Source organism: Flavisphingopyxis soli (assembly GCF_007995095.1).
GTDB classification, from domain to species: domain Bacteria; phylum Pseudomonadota; class Alphaproteobacteria; order Sphingomonadales; family Sphingomonadaceae; genus Flavisphingopyxis; species Flavisphingopyxis soli.
The window spans coordinates 714424-731752 of sequence record NZ_VOPY01000001.1; the positions used below are offsets into that span (position 1 = coordinate 714424).

The following is a 17329-nucleotide window of genomic DNA, read 5'->3' on the forward strand; positions in this document are numbered from 1 at the left end:
CGCAGAGTCGTTCTCGTCAATTCCCACAGGCACGGAGATCCGCGTGAACATCCACGAATATCAGGCCAAGGACGTATTGAAGACGTTTGGCGTTGCAATCCCCGCCGGTTATCCCGCGTTGAGCGTCGCCGAGGCGGTCGCTGCGGCGAAGAAGCTGCCCGGGCCGCTCTACGTCGTCAAGGCGCAGATCCATGCCGGCGGCCGCGGCAAGGGCAAGTTCAAGGAACTGGCAGCCGACGCCAAGGGCGGCGTCCGCCTGGCGCACTCGATTGACGAGGTCGAGGCCGCAGCCAAGGACATGCTCGGCAACACGCTGGTGACGATCCAGACCGGGGACGAGGGCAAGGAGGTCAACCGCCTCTACGTTACCGACGGTGCCGACATCGCCAAGGAATTCTACCTGTCGATGCTGGTCGATCGCGCATCGGGCCGCATCGCGATGGTCGTTTCGACCGAAGGCGGCATGGATATCGAGGCTGTCGCGCACGATACGCCTGAAAAGATCGAGACGATCACGATCGATCCGGCGACTGGCCTGACCGACGCCGACGCCAAGAAGGCGACCGACGTCCTGAAGCTTTCGGGCGACCTCGCCGCGCAGGCGGCCGACACCGTCAAGAAGCTCTATACCGCCTTCGTCAAGAGCGACATGGCGATGCTGGAGGTCAACCCGTTGGTCGAAACCGACGATGGCAAGATCCTCGTCCTCGACGCCAAGGTGTCGTTCGACGAGAACGCACTGTTCCGTCATCCCGACATAGCCGCGCTGCGCGACGAGAGCGAGGAGGACCCGATGGAGGTCGAGGCGTCGAAGCACGACCTGGCCTATATCAAGCTCGACGGCGACATCGGCTGCATGGTCAACGGCGCCGGCCTTGCCATGGCGACGATGGATATCATCAAGCTGAACGGCGCGTTCCCGGCCAATTTCCTCGACGTCGGTGGCGGCGCGAGCAAGGAAAAGGTCACCGCGGCGTTCAAGATCATCTTGAGCGATCCGGCGGTAAAGGGCATCCTCGTCAACATCTTCGGCGGGATCATGAAATGCGACATCATCGCCGACGGCATCGTCGCCGCGGCGAAGGAAGTGAACCTTTCGGTGCCCCTGGTGGTTAGGCTTGAAGGTACCAATGTCGACAAGGGCAAGGCGATCCTCGCCAATTCGGGCCTGCCGATCGTCAGCGCCGACGATCTGGGCGATGCCGCCAAGAAGATCGTCGCCGAGGTTAAAAAGGCGGCGTGAGAGTTTTTTCCTCTCCCTTGAGGGGAGAGGATATGAAGACTTGCCAGCTTGCTGGTTAGTCGCAGTTGGAGAGGGTGAGCGAGCCATTGGGCTCGCGCGGTCGGAACGACCGCTCCCCCTCACCCAGCTACGACTAGGCCCTGACGGGCCAAGTCTACGCAACCCTCTCCCACCAGGGGAGAGGGAAGGTTAGGAGAAGAACCGACATGAAAATCCTCGTCCCCGTCAAACGGGTGATCGATTATAACGTCAAGCCGCGGGTCAAGGCCGACGGCAGCGGCGTCGATCTCGCCAACGTCAAGATGAGCATGAACCCGTTCGACGAGATTGCCGTCGAAGAGGCGATCCGGCTCAAGGAAAAAGGCCCCGCCGAAGAGATCATCGCGGTTTCGGTCGGTCCGGCCAAGGCGACCGAGACGCTGCGCACCGCGCTGGCGATGGGTGCCGACCGTGCGATCCTGATCGAGACCGATGAGACCGTCGAACCGCTGGGGGTAGCGAAATTGCTCGCCAAGGTCGTCGAGGCCGAAGCGCCGCAGCTCGTCATCCTCGGCAAACAGGCGATCGACGACGACAGCAACCAGACGGGGCAGATGCTCGCTGCGCTGCTTGGCTGGGGGCAAGGCACTTTCGCATCGAAGGTCGTCGTTGAGGGTGATAGCGTCGATGTCACGCGCGAGGTCGATGGCGGGCTCGAGACGGTCAAGCTCAAGCTTCCCGCGATCGTTACCACTGACTTGCGCCTCAACGAGCCACGCTATGCCTCGTTGCCCAACATCATGAAGGCGAAGTCGAAGCCGCTCGAGCAGAAAACGCCCGAAGATTACGGCGTCGATATCGCGCCGCGTTTGAAGACGCTCAAGGTCGTAGAACCGCCCGTTCGACAAGCGGGGATCAAGGTCGCCGATGTCGACGAGCTCGTTGCCAAACTCAAAGCCCTGGGAGTCGCCTGATATGAAAACGCTCGTTTGGGTCGAACATGAAAACGGCACGGTCAAGGACGCCACGCTGAGCGCGGTTACCGCTGCCGGCGAAATGGGCAGCGAAGTCCATTTGATCGTCGCCGGCAAGGGCGTCGATGGCGTCGCTGCTGCGGCTGCCAAGATTGCCGGCGTCGGCAAGGTCCACGTCGCCGACGATGCCGCCTACGACCATGCGCTGGCCGAGAACATCGCGCCGCTGATCGTCGAATTGATGGGCCATCACGATGCCTTCGTCGCGCCCGCGACGACGACCGGCAAGAACGTTGCGCCGCGCGTTGCCGCGTTGCTCGACGTCATGCAGATTTCGGACATCCTCTCGGTCGACGGCGACAAGACCTTCACCCGGCCGATCTATGCCGGCAACGCCATCGCCACCGTCCAGTCGAGCGACGCCAAGCTCGTCGTCACCGTGCGCGGTACGGCGTTCGACAAGGCAGCCTCTGACGGCGGCTCGGGCACGATCGAGGCGGTCTCAACGACCGGTGACAAGGGACTTTCGAGCTTCGTCGGCCAGGAAATCGCAAAGAGCGAGCGTCCCGAGCTGACCAGCGCCAAGATCATCGTCTCTGGCGGGCGCGCCTTTGCCAGCAACGAGAAGTTCCACGACCTGCTCGAGCCGCTCGCCGACAAGCTCGGCGCCGGGATCGGTGCCAGCCGTGCGGCGGTCGATGCGGGCTATGCGCCGAACGATTATCAGGTCGGCCAGACCGGCAAGATCGTCGCGCCGGAAGTCTATATCGCGATCGGCATTTCGGGCGCGATCCAGCACCTTGCCGGCATGAAGGATTCCAAGACGATCGTCGCGATCAACAAGGACGAGGACGCCCCGATCTTCCAGGTCGCCGATTTGGGCCTGGTGGGTGACCTGTTCCAGATCGTCCCGGAATTGACAGATAAACTATAATCAGAAGCGAGATTGCCGAATTGTTCGACCTTGGCTAATTAAGGCTCCGGGAGAAATTTAATGCGGCACTCGACCTTTTGTTTCGGTTTGTTGATTACTTGCTTTCTATCGCCATCCGCTGACGCAAAGAATGTCGTCACGCAGTTAGCGCCGACCAGCAAATGGGTTCTCGACTATGATACCACGAGCTGCAAGCTTGTGCGTAGCTTCGGAGAGGGCGATCAGACTATCGTAGCGCAATTCAATGGTTACGGCCTGACTAACGTTTTCGAGTTGCGGCTTTTAGGAAGGCCGCTGCGGATTGCGAATGCGCGAACGGTCACCTTGGCTTTCGGAAACGAAATTTCGGCTCGCAAAGTCAAGGCGGACATCGGTCGGATTGGCGAAAAGGGGCTGCCGCTGCTGTTTTTGGGACGGCAAAGTCTAATTCCTCGTTCCTTATCTTCCGATCCCGGCCAGGATGCCGAGATTACGCCTCAGCAAGAAGCGGCGATTGATAGTCTGACGCTAACTTTGCCCAACCACGACGTTTATCGGCTTCAGACGGGGCCGATGGCCCAACCGATGGCAGCGATGCGAACCTGCCTGGATGATCTAGTACGTAGTTGGGGGCTCGAACCTTCAGAATTGAAACATGTGAAAACTGACGCGAAACCTATCGGCAGTCCCGGTGGGTGGCTCGGGCCTGACGATTATCCATCGGGATTGAATGATGAAGACTCAAACGTCGCGTTTGTCCTTGTGGTCAATAAAGTTGGCGAGGTCGAGAATTGCTATGTCCAGTCGGTGACCAACGATCCCAAGTTTGGCAGCACGGTTTGTGAAAAGCTGCGAAAGCGGGCGCGATTTCATCCAGCGCTCGATGAATCTGGCCAGGCTGTGCGCAGCCTTTACCGAAACCGGGTCTCTTGGCGTGTCATAGGTTAGCGCAAACGGAGAAGTGCAGGATTTAATGAGTGGAGAACGTCACTCGCGCTGGGCGTCGTCCTTTTCGGCCTCTTCGGCTTCGATCTCTTCGTGCCGCTCGTGCAAGGGCGCAAAGCGCAGGACAAGGAAGCCGACGATTGCCGAGAGGATCGTGCCCATCAGGATGCCGATCTTGGCTTCCTCGCGCAGGAGAGCCGCCTGTTCGCCTGCGCCAGGGAAGGCGAGTTCGCCGATGAACAGGCTCATCGTAAAGCCGATGCCGCACAGCAGGGCGACGCCATAGACCTGCAGCCAGGTCGCGCCGCGCGGGCGATTGGCCCAGCCGATCTTGACCATCAGCCAGACGCTGCCGAAAATACCGAGCTGCTTGCCGATGAACAGGCCCGCCGCGATGCCGAGCGGAAGCGGGGCCAGGATCTCGTCGGCGCCAATACCGGCGAGCGACACGCCCGCATTGACGAAACCGAACAGTGGCACGATCGCAAAGGCGACCCATGCATCGAGGCGATGTTCGAGGATGTGGAGCGGCGACACCTTGCTGTCGGGATGACCGGGCGTGCGGATGATCGGCACCATCATCGCGGCGAGCACGCCGGCGATCGTCGCATGGACCCCCGACGACAGCACTGCGAACCACAAGGCGGCGGCCAGCAGCAGATAGGGCCAAAGCTTTTGCACGTTGTTGCGATTGAGGACGTACATCACTGCCAGAATGGCGGCGGCGGCAAGCAGCGCGATGGTGTTGAGCGATTGCGTATAAGCGAGCGCGATGATCGCGACCGCGCCCATGTCGTCGACAATTGCGACGGTGACGAGAAACAGCTTGAGCGAGGTCGGCGCGCGCTTGCCGAGCAGCGCGAGGACACCGATGGCAAAGGCAATGTCGGTCGCTGCAGGTATCGCCCAGCCATTGGCCAGTCGGGAAAAGTCACGCGTCAGGAAGAGGTAGATGGCTGCTGGCAACAGCATGCCCGCTGCGGCCGCCACGACGGGCAATCGCCGCCGACGCCAGCTCGACAGGCGACCGTCGATGAATTCGCGCTTGATCTCGAGACCGACGAAAAAGAAAAAGATCGCCATCAACCCGTCATTGACCCACAAATGAGTCGTCATCGGTCCGAGTCGGTCGGTCAGCGTCGGCCCGATTTGCCAATGTGTGAAGTGAAAGTAGCTTTCGGCGAACGGCGAGTTGGCGATGAATAGCGCCAGTCCTGCGGCAATTAGCAGGACTATTCCGCCAGCCGCTTCGCTCGACAGAAAATCGCGCAGCGCCGACTGAGATCCGGTCCTTTTTCGCGGTTCGTTCACAAGCTTGTCCCCTTTGAATGTCGTGCGGATGACTAGCCGCGCAGCCGCATGGGTCAACCCCGCGTCGGGTGCAATCGGGCAGGAGCCGTTGTTATTGCTGTTGATTTAATCGTTTAGCGCGCCAATACTCCCGACCGAGGGGGACAGGTCGATGCCGAACTGGGCGCTTGGGGGCGATGGAATCCTTGCCGGATTGGCGGTTGCGATGCGCGCCACCAGCGTCGAGCTCCTGCTGTTCGCCGCAGTCTTCATCCTGCTGTTCGGCCTTGGCGACATGCTGATCGATGCGCTGTGGCTGGGCAATCGGACGATGCGCGCACCGGCCCGCAAGGTGGTGCGCGGGCGCCCGCTGGCGCACCGGATGGCGATCCTGATCCCGACCTGGCGCGAGGCCGAGGTGATCGGCGGGACGTTGGCGCATGCCAGCGCGGCATGGCGCGGCGAGCCGTACCGGATCTATGTCGGGGTCTATGCCAATGACGGCGCGACGCTGTTGCGCGTTGCGGCGCAGGCCGCGCTCGACGCCAATATCCGGATCGTCATCCACGCCCGGCACGGCCCGACAACCAAGGCCGATTGCCTCAACGCGATCTGGCGCGCGTTGCGTGCCGACGAGACGATCGAAGGCGACCGGTACGACGCGATAATCCTTCACGATGCCGAGGATTTCGTCGATCCCGCCGAACTGGCAGCGTTCGACCGCGCATTGTACGATCACGCCTTCGTCCAGCTGCCGGTGATCCCGCTGATCCCCGGCCGCGGCGCGTGGATCGCGGGCCATTATTGCGACGAGTTCGCCGAAGCGCACCAGAAGGATATCATCGTTCGCCACCGGATCGGTGCGCCGATCCCCGCCGCCGGGGTCGGCTGCGCGTTCCGCCGCGATGCGATCGCCATGATGGCCGGTGGTGGCGACCCGTTCTGCGCCGACAGCCTGGTCGAGGACTATGAGATGGGGCTCGCGATCGGGCAGGCGGGCCTGCCATCGACGTTCTTCCGCGCACGCGGTCCCGACGGAGCGCTGATCGCGGTGCGCAGCCATTTCCCCGCCGATCTCGAATCGTCGGTCCGGCAGAAGGCCCGCTGGATCGCCGGGATCGCGCTATCGGGTTGGGACCGGATCGGCTGGGCCGGCGGCTGGAACCGGCGGCACATCGCCAGCAACTGGATGCTGTGGCGCGACCGGCGCACGGTGTTGTCCGCCATCGTCACGATCGCGGCCTATCTGGGCGCTGTCCTGCTCGTGTCGAGCCAAGCGACCACGGCGTTTCTCGGCATCGAGCAGGCGCCAGTTCCCGCCTTGATGGGGCCCTTGCTGGCGGCCAGCAGCGTTGTCCTGGTCTGGCGACTGGCGATGCGCTTCGTGTGCACCGCGCGGCTTTACGGACGGGCCGAAGGGTTGCGCGCAGTCCCGCGGGCGTTCGTGTCCAATGTCGTCTCGGTGGTCGCGGTTCACCGGGCTCTGGTCCTGTATATCAAGGCGCTGTGCGGTGCCCAGCTGCGCTGGGACAAGACCCCGCATGTCACGAGCGCAGTGCCGCTCAGGATCGAGCGGATCCGCTCTTGACCCGGCATTTGCGTCCGATCGCGTTCGAGCGCCGCGGTTTTTCCGGCCAGCCGCTGATCATGGTGGTTGGCGTCGTCATGTTGTGGATCTTCATTCGGGCGTCCTGGGTGGTTCTCGAGGCATCACCGATCGAGCCGCCCGCCGCGGTCATATGGCCGCTTGCGCACAGTGTCGGCGAGCCTGTCGGTGGGTCGCCAGCGCTCTCGCAAGCCGGGTTCGCACCCCCCGTGCCGGCCATGACGACGCGGTTCGCCCCGTCACCGCCACGCGCCGTGCAGAGCGCACCGCTCTCGGGCGGAAACGGCGGCGCGTCATTCGACAAATGGCTGCGGCTGGCCGCCCTGGGCGGACAGTGGAGCTTCGCCCATCGTCGTGCCACGGAGGACGGCTGGCGTCCGGGCGATTGGCGTGCCGGCTACCGCGACCCGCAAATCGCATCGAGCGTGACGCGTCGAACACCGGCCGGGGCAACGACCGGCATGGGCATCGCCGGTGCCGAGCCCGATCAAGTGCCGCTGACCTCGGGATCGCGCCGCTGGGCCGCCTCGGCATGGCTGCTGGCGAGACCGGGTAGCGCCATCGATCGGGGCGCGCCGATCGCCCGCTATGGCGCGTCGCAGGCGGGCGCTCTGATCGAATATCGGCTGGGCGGAGAGGCCTCGCCGCGCGCGTATGTCCGCGCCAGCCGCGCGCTGGTCGACGGCGGCGAGGCGGAGATTGCCGCGGGGGTGAAGGTCGCGCTTGGCGACCTGCCGCTAGCCGCGCATGCCGAGCGCCGCTTTGCCGCCAATGCGGCGGGACGCGATGCGATGGCGCTGTTCGTCAGCGGCGGATTTGCCGCGGGCGATCGCACCCAATTGGCGACCGAAGCCTATGGCCAGGCAGGGATCGTCGGATTGCGGCGCACGGTCCCGTTCGTCGATGCCGCGATTGTGGCACGGCACCAGATCGCCGCGCGCGGTCCGCTGAGCCTGTCGGCAGGGGGCGGCGGCTGGATCGGGGCGCAGCCGGGTGCATCGCGCGTCGATATCGGGCCGCGGATCGAAGCGCAGTATGACGATGGCGTCCACGGTCGCCTGTCGCTCGACTGGCGCGAGCGGGTCGGCGGCAGTGCCGAGCCGAAAAGCGGTCCGGCGATGACGCTGGCCTTCTCGTTCTAGGCGCTGGGTCCTTCGCGGCGTCGGCAGGGGGGATGAAATAGCCGTCGCCGTGCGACGCACGGTTCCCCCGCACAGCTTTCTTCTCTATCCGCAGGGGCGGCAGTCGCGGCAGCCCGCCGACGCCGACACAGCGGATACCGGCCCATGGATCTATACCTGCCCATCGCCAACCTATCGGTGAACGCCCTGGTGATCATCGGGCTGGGCGGGCTGGTCGGTTTCCTGTCGGGCATGTTCGGCGTCGGCGGCGGTTTCCTGACGACGCCAATGCTCATTTTCTATGGCATCCCGCCGACCGTCGCCGCGGCATCGGCGGCATCGCAGGTGACCGGCGCGAGCGTATCGGGAATGATGGCGCACATGCGCCGCGACGGTGTCGATTTTCGCATGGGCGGCGTGCTCGTTGCGGGGGGCATTGCGGGATCGCTGCTCGGCGCATGGCTGTTCCGCCTGCTCACCGCGCTTGGCCAGATCGATACCGTGATCGGACTGGGCTATGTCCTCCTGCTCGGGACGATCGGCCTGCTGATGGCGCGCGAATCGTTTACCGCGGTGCGCGCCGTGCGCGGCGGCAAGCCCGTCCGGGTGAAGCGGCGCCGTCATCATCCGCTCGTCGCGGCGTTGCCGATGCGCTGGCGATTCTATCGTTCGGGCCTCTATATTTCACCGATCGCGCCGTTGCTGCTCGGCGCGCTGACCGGGGTCATGACGATGCTGCTCGGCGTCGGCGGCGGGTTCATCCTGATTCCCGCGATGCTCTACCTGCTCGGCATGGGGACGCAGGTCGTCGTCGGCACCTCGCTGTTCCAGATCGTCTTCGTGACGATGGCCTCGACGATGACGCACAGCCTGACGACGCATGCGGTCGACCTTGTCCTGGCCGTCCTGCTGCTGCTGGGCAGCGTCGTCGGCGCGCAGTTCGGTGCGCGCTTTGCGGTCAAGGTCAAACCCGAATATCTCCGCCTGGCCTTGTCGCTGATCGTGCTGCTCGTCGCGGCGCGCATGGCCTGGGGCCTGGGCATCCGGCCCGACGAAATCTATTCGGTGCAGGCGCCATGATGCGGATGCCAGCCATCCTGCTGCTGCTCGGCGTGCTGATCCTTCGCGCGGGGCCCGCAGCGGCCGCCGATCCACAACTGGTGCCCGACGTTTCGCAAAGCGACATCGAAATCCGCTACAGTTTCGCGGGCGAGACGATCCTGCTGTTCGGGGCGATCCTCTATCCCGACCGCAAACTGCCCGACGAAGACGTCGATATCGTGATCGTGCTCAAAGGCCCGTCGGTGCCGATCACGATCCGCGAAAAGCGCCAGATCGGCGGCATCTGGATGAATGCCGAAGCGGTCGGCATGCGCTCTGCCCCCGGCTATTACGCGATCGGATCGTCACGCCCGATCAGCGACATCGTCGATGAGCGCACCGCCGCGATCTACGAGCTGGGCCTGCACAACCTGCAATTGTCACCGACCGGTTTTACCTCGCCCGACCAGCTGCAGCGCTTCGAAACCGGCCTGATTGACCTCAACCGCCGCACGCGCATCTACAGTGAAGACGCGAGCGCGGTTTCGATCCGCGAGGGGGTTTTGTACCGTGCGTCGATGACGGTCCCGGCGCGCGTTCCGGTCGGCGGCATTACCGCGCAAACGTTCCTGATATCGCACGGCAAGGTGCTGGCGGTCGCATCGCGCGATATTACCGTGCGCAAGACCGGGTTCGAGCGGTTTATTGCCATGGCCGCGCAGAAATTCGGCTTTTTCTACGGATTGGTCGCCATCCTGCTGTCGCTCGCCTTTGGCTATGCCGCGAGCGCCTATTTCGGCCGTCGTTGACCGGCGCAACGAATCGGCCGCCGAGTAAATCGTTTCTTTACGCCGCGCTTATAAGGTCGCCCTCCAAGGCACATTCATGACGCTTGCCCGGGGGGAATTATCGATGGACATGGCCGGCAAGGATTTCAGGGCCGAAACCCAGGGCAGCGAGCCAACGAGTTCGCAGCCCGCGCGCGCCCAGGCCTTTCCGACGCGCGCCACCGCCAACGCCACCGGGGCAGCGCAGGTCGGCATCCCGACAACGGGTTCGATCGGCATCTGTATCGGCGAGGTCATGCAGATTTCGGGGTCGAGTTCGGAGATCCTGATCGATCTCGGCAGGCTCAACGCGCTGCGCGATCATGACGATCCTGCCGTCGCGATGGCCGGGCAGGTCGGCAGCCAGATCAAGATCCATATCGGCAATCTGTGGTTGCTCGCCAATATCCGCTCGCAGAAGATGACCAACCGTGCCGAAGGCGTCATCCAGGCGCAGATCGACTTTCTTGGCGAGGGCGACGAGGAAAAACTGACCGGGCGCATTTTCAATTTCCGCCGCGGCGTCACGCGCTATCCGACGCCGGGCAGCGAGGTCTATGCCGCGACCAGCCTCGACCTCAAGCAGGTCTATGCCGCCGATGCGCGGCCGCACGTCGAAATCGGCACGGTCTATCCGACCAAGGACATTCGCGGCGCGCTCTACATCGATGCGCTGCTCGGCAAGCATTTCGCGCTTTTGGGATCGACCGGTACCGGCAAATCGACCGCCGCCGCCCTCATCCTCCACAAGATCGTCGAAATGGCCCCGCAGGGCCATATCGTGATGATCGATCCGCACGGCGAATATGCCGCGGCGTTCAAGAACCAGGGCGCCCTGTTCGACGTCGACAACCTGGCCTTGCCTTACTGGCTGCTCAATTTCGAGGAGCATTGCGAAGTGTTCGTCACCTCGGAGGGCAAGGACCGTCAGGCCGACTGCGACATCCTTTCCAAGTGCCTGCTGCAGGCGCGGTCGAAATCGCGCTCCGCCGAGGGCATGGGCAAGCTGACCGTCGATTCGCCGGTCCCGTATTTGCTCAGCGACCTGCTCAACATCATCCAGAACGAGATGGGTCGGCTCGACAAGTCGACTTCGTCGGCGCCGTATATGCGGCTCAAGGGCAAGATCGAGGAGTTGCGCAACGACCCGCGCTATGCCTTCATGTTCTCAGGGATGCTCGTCGCCGACACGATGACCGCCTTCCTCGCCAAGATTTTCCGCCTGCCGTCCGACGGCAAGCCGATGTCGATCATCGACGTCTCGGGCGTTCCGTCCGACGTCACCTCGGTCGTCGTCGCGGTGCTCAGCCGGATGGTGTTCGACTACGCAATCTGGTCGCGCAACGAGACGCAGCGGCCGATCCTCCTCGTCTGCGAGGAAGCGCATCGCTATATCCCGGCATCGACGATCGGCAGCGGCCAGTCGGTCCGCAAGATCCTCGAGCGGATCGCCAAGGAAGGCCGTAAATACGGCGTTTCACTCGGCCTGATCACGCAGCGTCCGTCCGATCTGGCCGAAGGCGTGCTGTCGCAGTGCGGCACGATCATCGCGATGCGCCTCAACAACGATCGCGACCAGGACTTCGTCAAGGCAGCGATGCCCGAGGGGTCGCGCGGCTTCATCGATTCGATCCCCGCGCTGCGCAACCGCGAATGCATCATCTGCGGCGAGGGCGTCGCCATCCCGATCCGCATCGCGCTCGATACGCTCGCCGATGAGAAACGGCCCGCGTCGAGCGACCCGCTGTTTTCCAAGCTGTGGCAGGATTCGGGCGGCGAAGAGGAAATGCTCGAACGCGTCGTCCACCGCTGGCGCAGCCAGGGGCGCTAACTCGCGTCTCCGGGCGCTTCCCACAGTTCGATGGCGTTGCCTTCGGGATCGTGAATCCGGGCGAAGCGGCCGATCGCCGGATCGTCCCATTCGGCCTTGCGGATGACCGCGGTGTTTGCGGCTTCGAGGCTGGCCACCAGCGCGTCGAGAGCGGTCACGCGCAGGTTGATCATGAACTGCTTGTCGGCGGCGAAATAGTCGCTGTCGCGCGGGAAGGGCGCGAACACCATCGGCCCTCCGCGGACGATCCAGCTATAGTCCTCGGCCTCGCCCGCGCCCTCGGCGGCGCAGCCCGCGCCGACATTGAGGTGATCGCGATACCAGGCCGAAAGCGCGTCGGGATCGTCCGCGCGAAAGAACAATCCACCCATTGCGACGACAGCCATGCGATCCTCCTCAGCAATGGCGCGAGGCTATCACGCAAACGCCTATCTGGCGATCCATTCGCCCGAAGTGCTGAACTTGTCCTTGATCTGGCCCGATTTGGCGAGCGCAGGGTCGCGATATTCGGGCTCGGGCGCGGCAGCAGGCGCGGCTGCGGCGCGGCGCGATGCCAGCGCGGTTTCGGGCGCGGTAGCAACCGAGGGGCTTGCCACGGCGGAGAACGGCACGCTGTCGACGGCGGCGGGAACTGCGCTCTTGCCGGCGAGCTGGAGCGCGACGGGGCGATAGGGGCCGGGCGTCGGCTCGATGCCCGAATAGGGCTGGCTGAACGCGGCAAGCTCACCCCAGCGACCGCGCCAGCGGTGGAAGATGTGCGCGCCGACGACGTTGGTCATGACGAGCGACTTGCCCCAGCGCGGCCAGATCGCCTGCGTGTGGTAATGCGTTGCGAGGCCGACCGCGGGATCGACCTTGCCAGCCAGCGCGGTGCCGGCGACGCGCGCGGCGCGCGCCCAGGCGGCGGCAGCGGGGCGGCGCGCCATCGATCCGTCGCAGGCGAAGCTGAACTGGCAACCGGTGGTGCGGTCCGAACCCTGAAAGACGACGCCGCAGACGCTGCCCGGGAAGCTGGGGTGGCGGACGCGGTTGAGGACGACCTGGGCGACGCCGCGCTGACCGTCGTCGCTTTCCGAGGCGGCCTCGTAATAGATCGCCGCGGTCAGGCAGTAGAGCGCGCGGCTGCGGTCCTGCGCCGAAGCGCCGACGAAGCGATAGGGCTTGGCGGCGGGGCCGACAAAGGCTTCCTGGCGGATCTGGTCGGGATCGACGACCGGATCGCTGGGCAGCGCGAAGGGGTCGGGCAGGCTGGGATCGATCGCGCGGGCGGTCGCATAATCGTTCGCGGTCAGCAGCGCCCAGCGGTCGGGATCATAAGGCTTCAGCTGGACCGGCACGCTGACGCGATAGCTGCTCGCGGCGCGGCCATTGGCGGTGAGCGCCAGCGACATCGCGATGATCAGCAGGACCGCGACGACCAGCGTCGAGCGCCGCGACGATCGCGGTGCCGCGACGCGGCGGGTCAGGTCAAGGCTGGCCGGGGTCGGCATCGTGTCGGGCGGTTCCCATCTGGTTGCAAAAAGCGCGGGGCAAGACGAACTTCGCCCCGCGATCCTAATACGTCAGGAATGGCGCGAAAGCTGCAGCTTTTTTGGGCATGTCCCTCGACGGAACAGGCGCGGCGCGAAGGTTAACCTGCCGTTTGCGTCGCCTTGTCGGCTTCGTCGAGCAATCCCGCGGCGCGGTCGCCGTCCCAGCTCATCGCGCCGACGACGCGCGCGACCTCGATACCCCTGGCATCGTAGATCACCGTGACCGGCAGCGTTTGCGCGGCAAGCGCGGTGGCGAGCGCGTTTTCGGTGTCGAGATAGGGTTCGAGTCGCTTGAACTTGCGCTGCGCGAAGAACGGCGCGACCGCCTTTTCGCCGGTCAGGTCCTGCGACACGACGAGCACCGTTGCCGCCTCGCCCTCGCGCACGGCCAGCGCGTCGAGCGTCGGCATTTCCTTGATGCACGGCGCGCACCACGTTGCCCACAGGTTGACGACCAGCGGCTTGCCGCGAAAATCGGCGAGCCTGGCGGGCTTACCGTCGGGCGCGGTGAACAGCGCCGCGGGAGCGGTCTCATCGGCATGGCTGCGGTCGATCTGGTAAGTCAGCGCGCTGTCGACCTCGGTCTCGACGACGCTTTCGGGTTCGGCTTGCCCGTCGTCGCGCGGTTGCGTATCGCAGCCCGTCAGCGCGGCCGCCATGAGCAGCAGGGCGGCGGGCACAGCAAAATCGAGACGGTTGATGGCGGATACTCCTGAGGCAAATGCGATGTGGGGCGGCCGGTTCGCCGGCGGCCCGTCGGCGGTCATGCGTGAGATTAACGCCTCGATCCCTGCCGACAAGCGCTTATGGCGCCAGGACATCGCCGCGAGTCGTGCGCACGCCCGGATGCTGGTCGCGCAGGGCATCATTTCGTCGGCCGACGGCGAGGCGATTCTCGGCGGTCTCGACACGATTGCACGCGAATATGCCGAACGCGGCATCGTCGAGGATTTCGCGCTCGAGGACATCCACATGCATGTCGAGGCACGCCTCACCGAATTGATCGGCGAAGCGGCGGGCCGGCTGCACACCGCGCGGTCGCGCAACGACCAGGTGGCGACCGATTTCCGCCTGTGGGTGCGCGACGCGATCGACCAGGTCGATGCCGGGATCAGCGCCTTCCAGCGCGCGCTGGTCGCGCGCGCCGATGAACATGCCGCCGCCCCGATGCCGGGTTTCACCCATTTGCAGGCGGCGCAGCCGGTGACGTTGGGCCATCATTTGATGGCCTATTACGAGATGGCGGCGCGCGACCGGTCGCGCTTTGCCGATGCGCGAGTGCGGCTCAACCGCTGCCCGCTCGGCTCGGCGGCGCTCGCGGGGACGAGTTTCCCGCTCGATCGCGCCGCGGTCGCGAGCGAACTGGGATTCGACGCGCCGACCGACAATTCGCTCGACGCCGTATCCGATCGCGATTTCGCGCTCGATTTCCTGATGGCGGCAACGCAGACGTCGCTGCACCTGTCACGGCTCGCCGAAGAGATGATCATCTGGGCATCGCAGCCATACGGGTTCGTCACGCTGTCCGACAGCTTCTCGACCGGCAGCTCGATCATGCCGCAAAAGCGCAATCCCGACGCCGCCGAGCTCGTTCGCGGGCATAGCGGGCGCATCGCCGGCTGCATGACCGCGCTCGTCATGACGATGAAGGGCCTGCCGCTGGCCTATGCCAAGGACATGCAGGACGACAAGCCGCCGGTGTTCGAAGCCTATGACCTGCTCGCTTTGTCGCTCGCTGCGATGACCGGGATGGTCGCCGAATGCACTTTCGAGACCGCACGGATGGCCGAAATGGCGACGACCGGCCACGCCACCGCGACCGACCTGGCCGACTGGCTGGTGCGCGAGGCGGGGGTGCCGTTTCGCGAGGCGCATCACATCGTCGGACGCGTCGTGCGCGCCGCCGAAGAGCGCGGCGGGACGCTCGAACAGTTGGATGCCGAGACGCTGGCTGCTATCGATACGCGCCTGACCGGATCGGCGCGCGATGCGCTGGGGCTGGCGGGATCGCTGGCCAGCCGGACGAGCCACGGCGGCACCGCGCCAAGCGAGGTCGCCAAGCGGGTCGCGCAGGCGCGCGAAGCCCTGGGAATGGAGCGCTGACAATGAGAGCACGACTGACCCTGACGACCGTCGCGGTCCTGACGCTGGCAGCCTGCGGCAACCAGGTCGACCTGCGCCCGAAGGCGGGACAATCGATGCCCGTCGCGCCCGCTGGTGCGGCCAAGACGCCGACCGTCGCCGAGCTGATCGAACCCGAAACGCAGGCGCGGCCGCGGCGCAGCGACGATCCGCTGACCAAGTCCGAGGAACGCCAGGACGATCCCTTCGACCTGCCGCCGCCGGGCTGACCGATGGACCATTTCTCCTATCGTGACGGCCGGATGTTTGCCGAGGACGTCGCGCTCGATACCATCGCGGCCGAGGTCGGCACGCCGGTCTATGTCTATTCGCGCGCCACGCTCGAGCGCCACGCGCGCGTCTTTCGTGAAGGCCTGAGCGGGCTCGGCAAGATCCACCTCGCCTATGCGATCAAGGCCAATCCCAATCTCGCGGTGCTGCGCGTGCTCGCCAATATGGGCTATGGCGCCGACGTCGTTTCGGGTGGCGAGCTGGCGCGCGCGCTGGCGGCGGGCATGCCCGCGCACGACATCGTCTTTTCGGGCGTTGGCAAGACGCGCGAGGAGCTGGCTTTTGGTCTCGACAGCGGCATCGGCCAGTTCAACCTCGAGCATGAGCCAGAGGGCGTCGCGCTCGCCGAAATCGCGCATCAGCGCGGGCTGCGCGCGCCGGCGGTGTTGCGCGTCAATCCCGACGTCGATGCGGGCACGCACGCCAAGATCTCGACCGGCAAGGCCGATAACAAGTTCGGCGTCGCGATCGCCGACGCGCCCGCGATCTATGCGCGGCTCGCGGCGCTGCCGGGCCTCGCGCTGCGCGGCGTGGCGATCCATATCGGCAGCCAGCTCGGCGATTTGAGGCCGCTCGAAACCGCTTATGCATCTGTCGGGCGGCTGATTGCTGAGTTGCGCGCCGCCGGCCACGAGATCAGCCATGTCGATCTCGGCGGCGGGCTCGGCGTGCCGTACCGCGAAGGCGAGAGCTTGCCGAGCCCCGCCGATTACGGCGCGATGGTCACGCGCGCGACCAAGGGCTGGGATGTCGAACTCATGTTCGAACCCGGCCGGGTGATCGCGGGCAATGCCGGGGTGCTGCTGACCAAGGTGCTGTGGGTCAAGCCGGGTGTGCGCCATCCCTATGTCATCGTCGATGCGGCGATGAACGACCTTGCCCGACCCGCGCTTTATGACGCGTGGCACGATTTCGCGGCGGTCGCGCCGAGCGGCGAGCGGATGATCGCCAACATCGCGGGGCCGGTCTGCGAAAGCGGCGATACCTTTGCGATGGCGCGCGACATCGACGCGGTCGGTGAGGGCGATCTGGCGGTATTCCGCACCGCGGGCGCCTATGGCGCGACAATGGCGAGCACGTACAACAGCCGGGCGCTGGTCCCCGAAGTGCTGGTCGACGGGGATCGCTATGCGGTCGTCGCCGATCGCATCGCGGCGCAGACGATCATGGGCGCCGAGCGCGTTCCGGACTGGCTGACTTAGACCCGACCGGCTGAGCTAGGCGCTCGCCGAGCCTGCCAGCAGGAAGTTGATGTGCGCGCGCGCGATCAGGCGATCCTCGTCGTCCTGCCACGCGACGACGTCGATATTGGCGATCCGCTGACCGAGCCGTCCGACGGTGCCGCGCGCATAGGTCATCGCCTCGCGCCCGCCGCGCATGAAGTCGATCGTCATGTTGATCGGCTTGATCCGGGGCTGCGGATCGAGATCGGCGATCGCCAGTTCGAGCGAGGCGAACGCGGCAAGTTCAAGCAGTCCGGCGATCGCGCCGCCGTGGAGAAACCCCGGCCGGCCGAGCACCTGGCCACCGAACGGCATCATCAGCGTTGCGCGGCTGTCGGCGGGCGCGAGCGTGACACCGAGAAGATCGGCATACGGGGGCAGCTTGCGCATCG

General features: G+C 65.2%; 17 protein-coding genes. 12 read left to right on the plus strand and 5 right to left on the minus strand.

All coding sequences use genetic code 11. From position 1 onward, the window contains the following. Window positions 1-43: 43 nt before the first annotated feature. From sucC to FSZ31_RS03450, 4 genes are all read left to right on the plus strand, one after another. A complete protein-coding gene (sucC, locus tag FSZ31_RS03435) occupies window positions 44-1243 on the plus strand; it encodes an ADP-forming succinate--CoA ligase subunit beta (protein ID WP_147121631.1) in 1200 nt (399 codons plus the stop codon). 206 nt (window positions 1244-1449) lie between these two features. Beyond that, window positions 1450-2196, plus strand: a complete 747-nt coding sequence (locus FSZ31_RS03440; RefSeq protein ID WP_147121632.1) for an electron transfer flavoprotein subunit beta/FixA family protein — start codon at window positions 1450-1452, stop codon at window positions 2194-2196. A gap of 1 nt (window position 2197) precedes the next feature. Beyond that, window positions 2198-3130, plus strand: coding sequence for an electron transfer flavoprotein subunit alpha/FixB family protein (locus tag FSZ31_RS03445; RefSeq protein WP_147121633.1), 933 nt, complete (start codon window positions 2198-2200; stop codon window positions 3128-3130). Between the two features lie 60 nt (window positions 3131-3190). Continuing rightward, window positions 3191-4057, plus strand: coding sequence for a hypothetical protein (locus tag FSZ31_RS03450; RefSeq protein WP_147121634.1), 867 nt, complete (start codon window positions 3191-3193; stop codon window positions 4055-4057). 39 nt (window positions 4058-4096) lie between these two features. Here FSZ31_RS03450 and nhaA read toward each other — a convergent pair whose 3' ends face one another. Beyond that, complete coding sequence (gene nhaA / locus FSZ31_RS03455; RefSeq protein ID WP_236643640.1) at window positions 4097-5365, minus strand: Na+/H+ antiporter NhaA; 1269 nt, start codon at window positions 5363-5365, stop codon at window positions 4097-4099. A 205-nt stretch (window positions 5366-5570) separates the two neighbouring features. On the opposite strand from nhaA, the gene FSZ31_RS03460 reads away from it, so the two are divergent. The 5 genes from FSZ31_RS03460 to FSZ31_RS03480 all read left to right on the plus strand — a co-directional run bounded on the left by FSZ31_RS03460 (window position 5571) and on the right by FSZ31_RS03480 (window position 11770). After that, window positions 5571-6932, plus strand: a complete 1362-nt coding sequence (locus tag FSZ31_RS03460; protein WP_161595930.1) for a glycosyl transferase family protein — start codon at window positions 5571-5573, stop codon at window positions 6930-6932. A gap of 236 nt (window positions 6933-7168) precedes the next feature. Next, entirely contained in the window at window positions 7169-8092 is a 924-nt protein-coding gene (locus FSZ31_RS03465; protein ID WP_161595931.1) for a hypothetical protein, read from the plus strand. 144 nt (window positions 8093-8236) lie between these two features. Continuing rightward, the gene (locus FSZ31_RS03470; protein ID WP_147121637.1) at window positions 8237-9151 is read left to right on the plus strand and encodes a sulfite exporter TauE/SafE family protein; all 915 of its coding nucleotides are present in this window, start codon (window positions 8237-8239) and stop codon (window positions 9149-9151) included. Then, the gene (locus FSZ31_RS03475; RefSeq protein ID WP_147121638.1) at window positions 9151-9921 is read left to right on the plus strand and encodes a TIGR02186 family protein; all 771 of its coding nucleotides are present in this window, start codon (window positions 9151-9153) and stop codon (window positions 9919-9921) included. The genes FSZ31_RS03470 and FSZ31_RS03475 overlap by 1 nt, the downstream gene beginning before the upstream one ends. Before the next feature lie 76 nt (window positions 9922-9997). After that, a complete protein-coding gene (locus FSZ31_RS03480; RefSeq protein WP_236643641.1) occupies window positions 9998-11770 on the plus strand; it encodes an ATP-binding protein in 1773 nt (590 codons plus the stop codon). Here the strand turns inward: FSZ31_RS03480 and FSZ31_RS03485 are convergent. The 3 genes from FSZ31_RS03485 to FSZ31_RS03495 form a co-directional block, all read right to left on the minus strand. After that, entirely contained in the window at window positions 11767-12156 is a 390-nt protein-coding gene (locus FSZ31_RS03485; protein ID WP_147121639.1) for a VOC family protein, read from the minus strand. The genes FSZ31_RS03480 and FSZ31_RS03485 overlap by 4 nt on opposite strands. A 42-nt stretch (window positions 12157-12198) precedes the next feature. After that, the gene (locus FSZ31_RS03490) at window positions 12199-13260 is read right to left on the minus strand and encodes a cell wall hydrolase (protein ID WP_147121640.1); all 1062 of its coding nucleotides are present in this window, start codon (window positions 13258-13260) and stop codon (window positions 12199-12201) included. Window positions 13261-13400: 140 nt separating this feature from the next. Beyond that, window positions 13401-13982, minus strand: a complete 582-nt coding sequence (locus FSZ31_RS03495; protein WP_236643642.1) for a TlpA family protein disulfide reductase — start codon at window positions 13980-13982, stop codon at window positions 13401-13403. A 46-nt stretch (window positions 13983-14028) separates the two neighbouring features. Here FSZ31_RS03495 and argH point away from each other — a divergent pair, with 46 nt between their 5' ends. The 3 genes from argH to lysA are packed head-to-tail and all read left to right on the plus strand — an operon-like array spanning window position 14029 to window position 16916. Further along, a complete protein-coding gene (gene argH, locus FSZ31_RS03500) occupies window positions 14029-15405 on the plus strand; it encodes an argininosuccinate lyase (RefSeq protein WP_147121642.1) in 1377 nt (458 codons plus the stop codon). 2 nt (window positions 15406-15407) lie between these two features. Next, window positions 15408-15653, plus strand: a complete 246-nt coding sequence (locus FSZ31_RS03505) for a hypothetical protein (protein WP_147121643.1) — start codon at window positions 15408-15410, stop codon at window positions 15651-15653. Window positions 15654-15656: 3 nt separating this feature from the next. After that, window positions 15657-16916 carry a diaminopimelate decarboxylase gene (gene lysA / locus FSZ31_RS03510; protein WP_147121644.1) on the plus strand — a complete coding sequence of 420 codons (1260 nt, stop codon included), beginning with the start codon at window positions 15657-15659 and terminating at the stop codon, window positions 16914-16916. A gap of 15 nt (window positions 16917-16931) precedes the next feature. On the opposite strand, the gene FSZ31_RS03515 is transcribed toward lysA, so the two are convergent. Next, entirely contained in the window at window positions 16932-17327 is a 396-nt protein-coding gene (locus FSZ31_RS03515) for a PaaI family thioesterase (protein ID WP_147121645.1), read from the minus strand. Window positions 17328-17329: the final 2 nt, after the last annotated feature.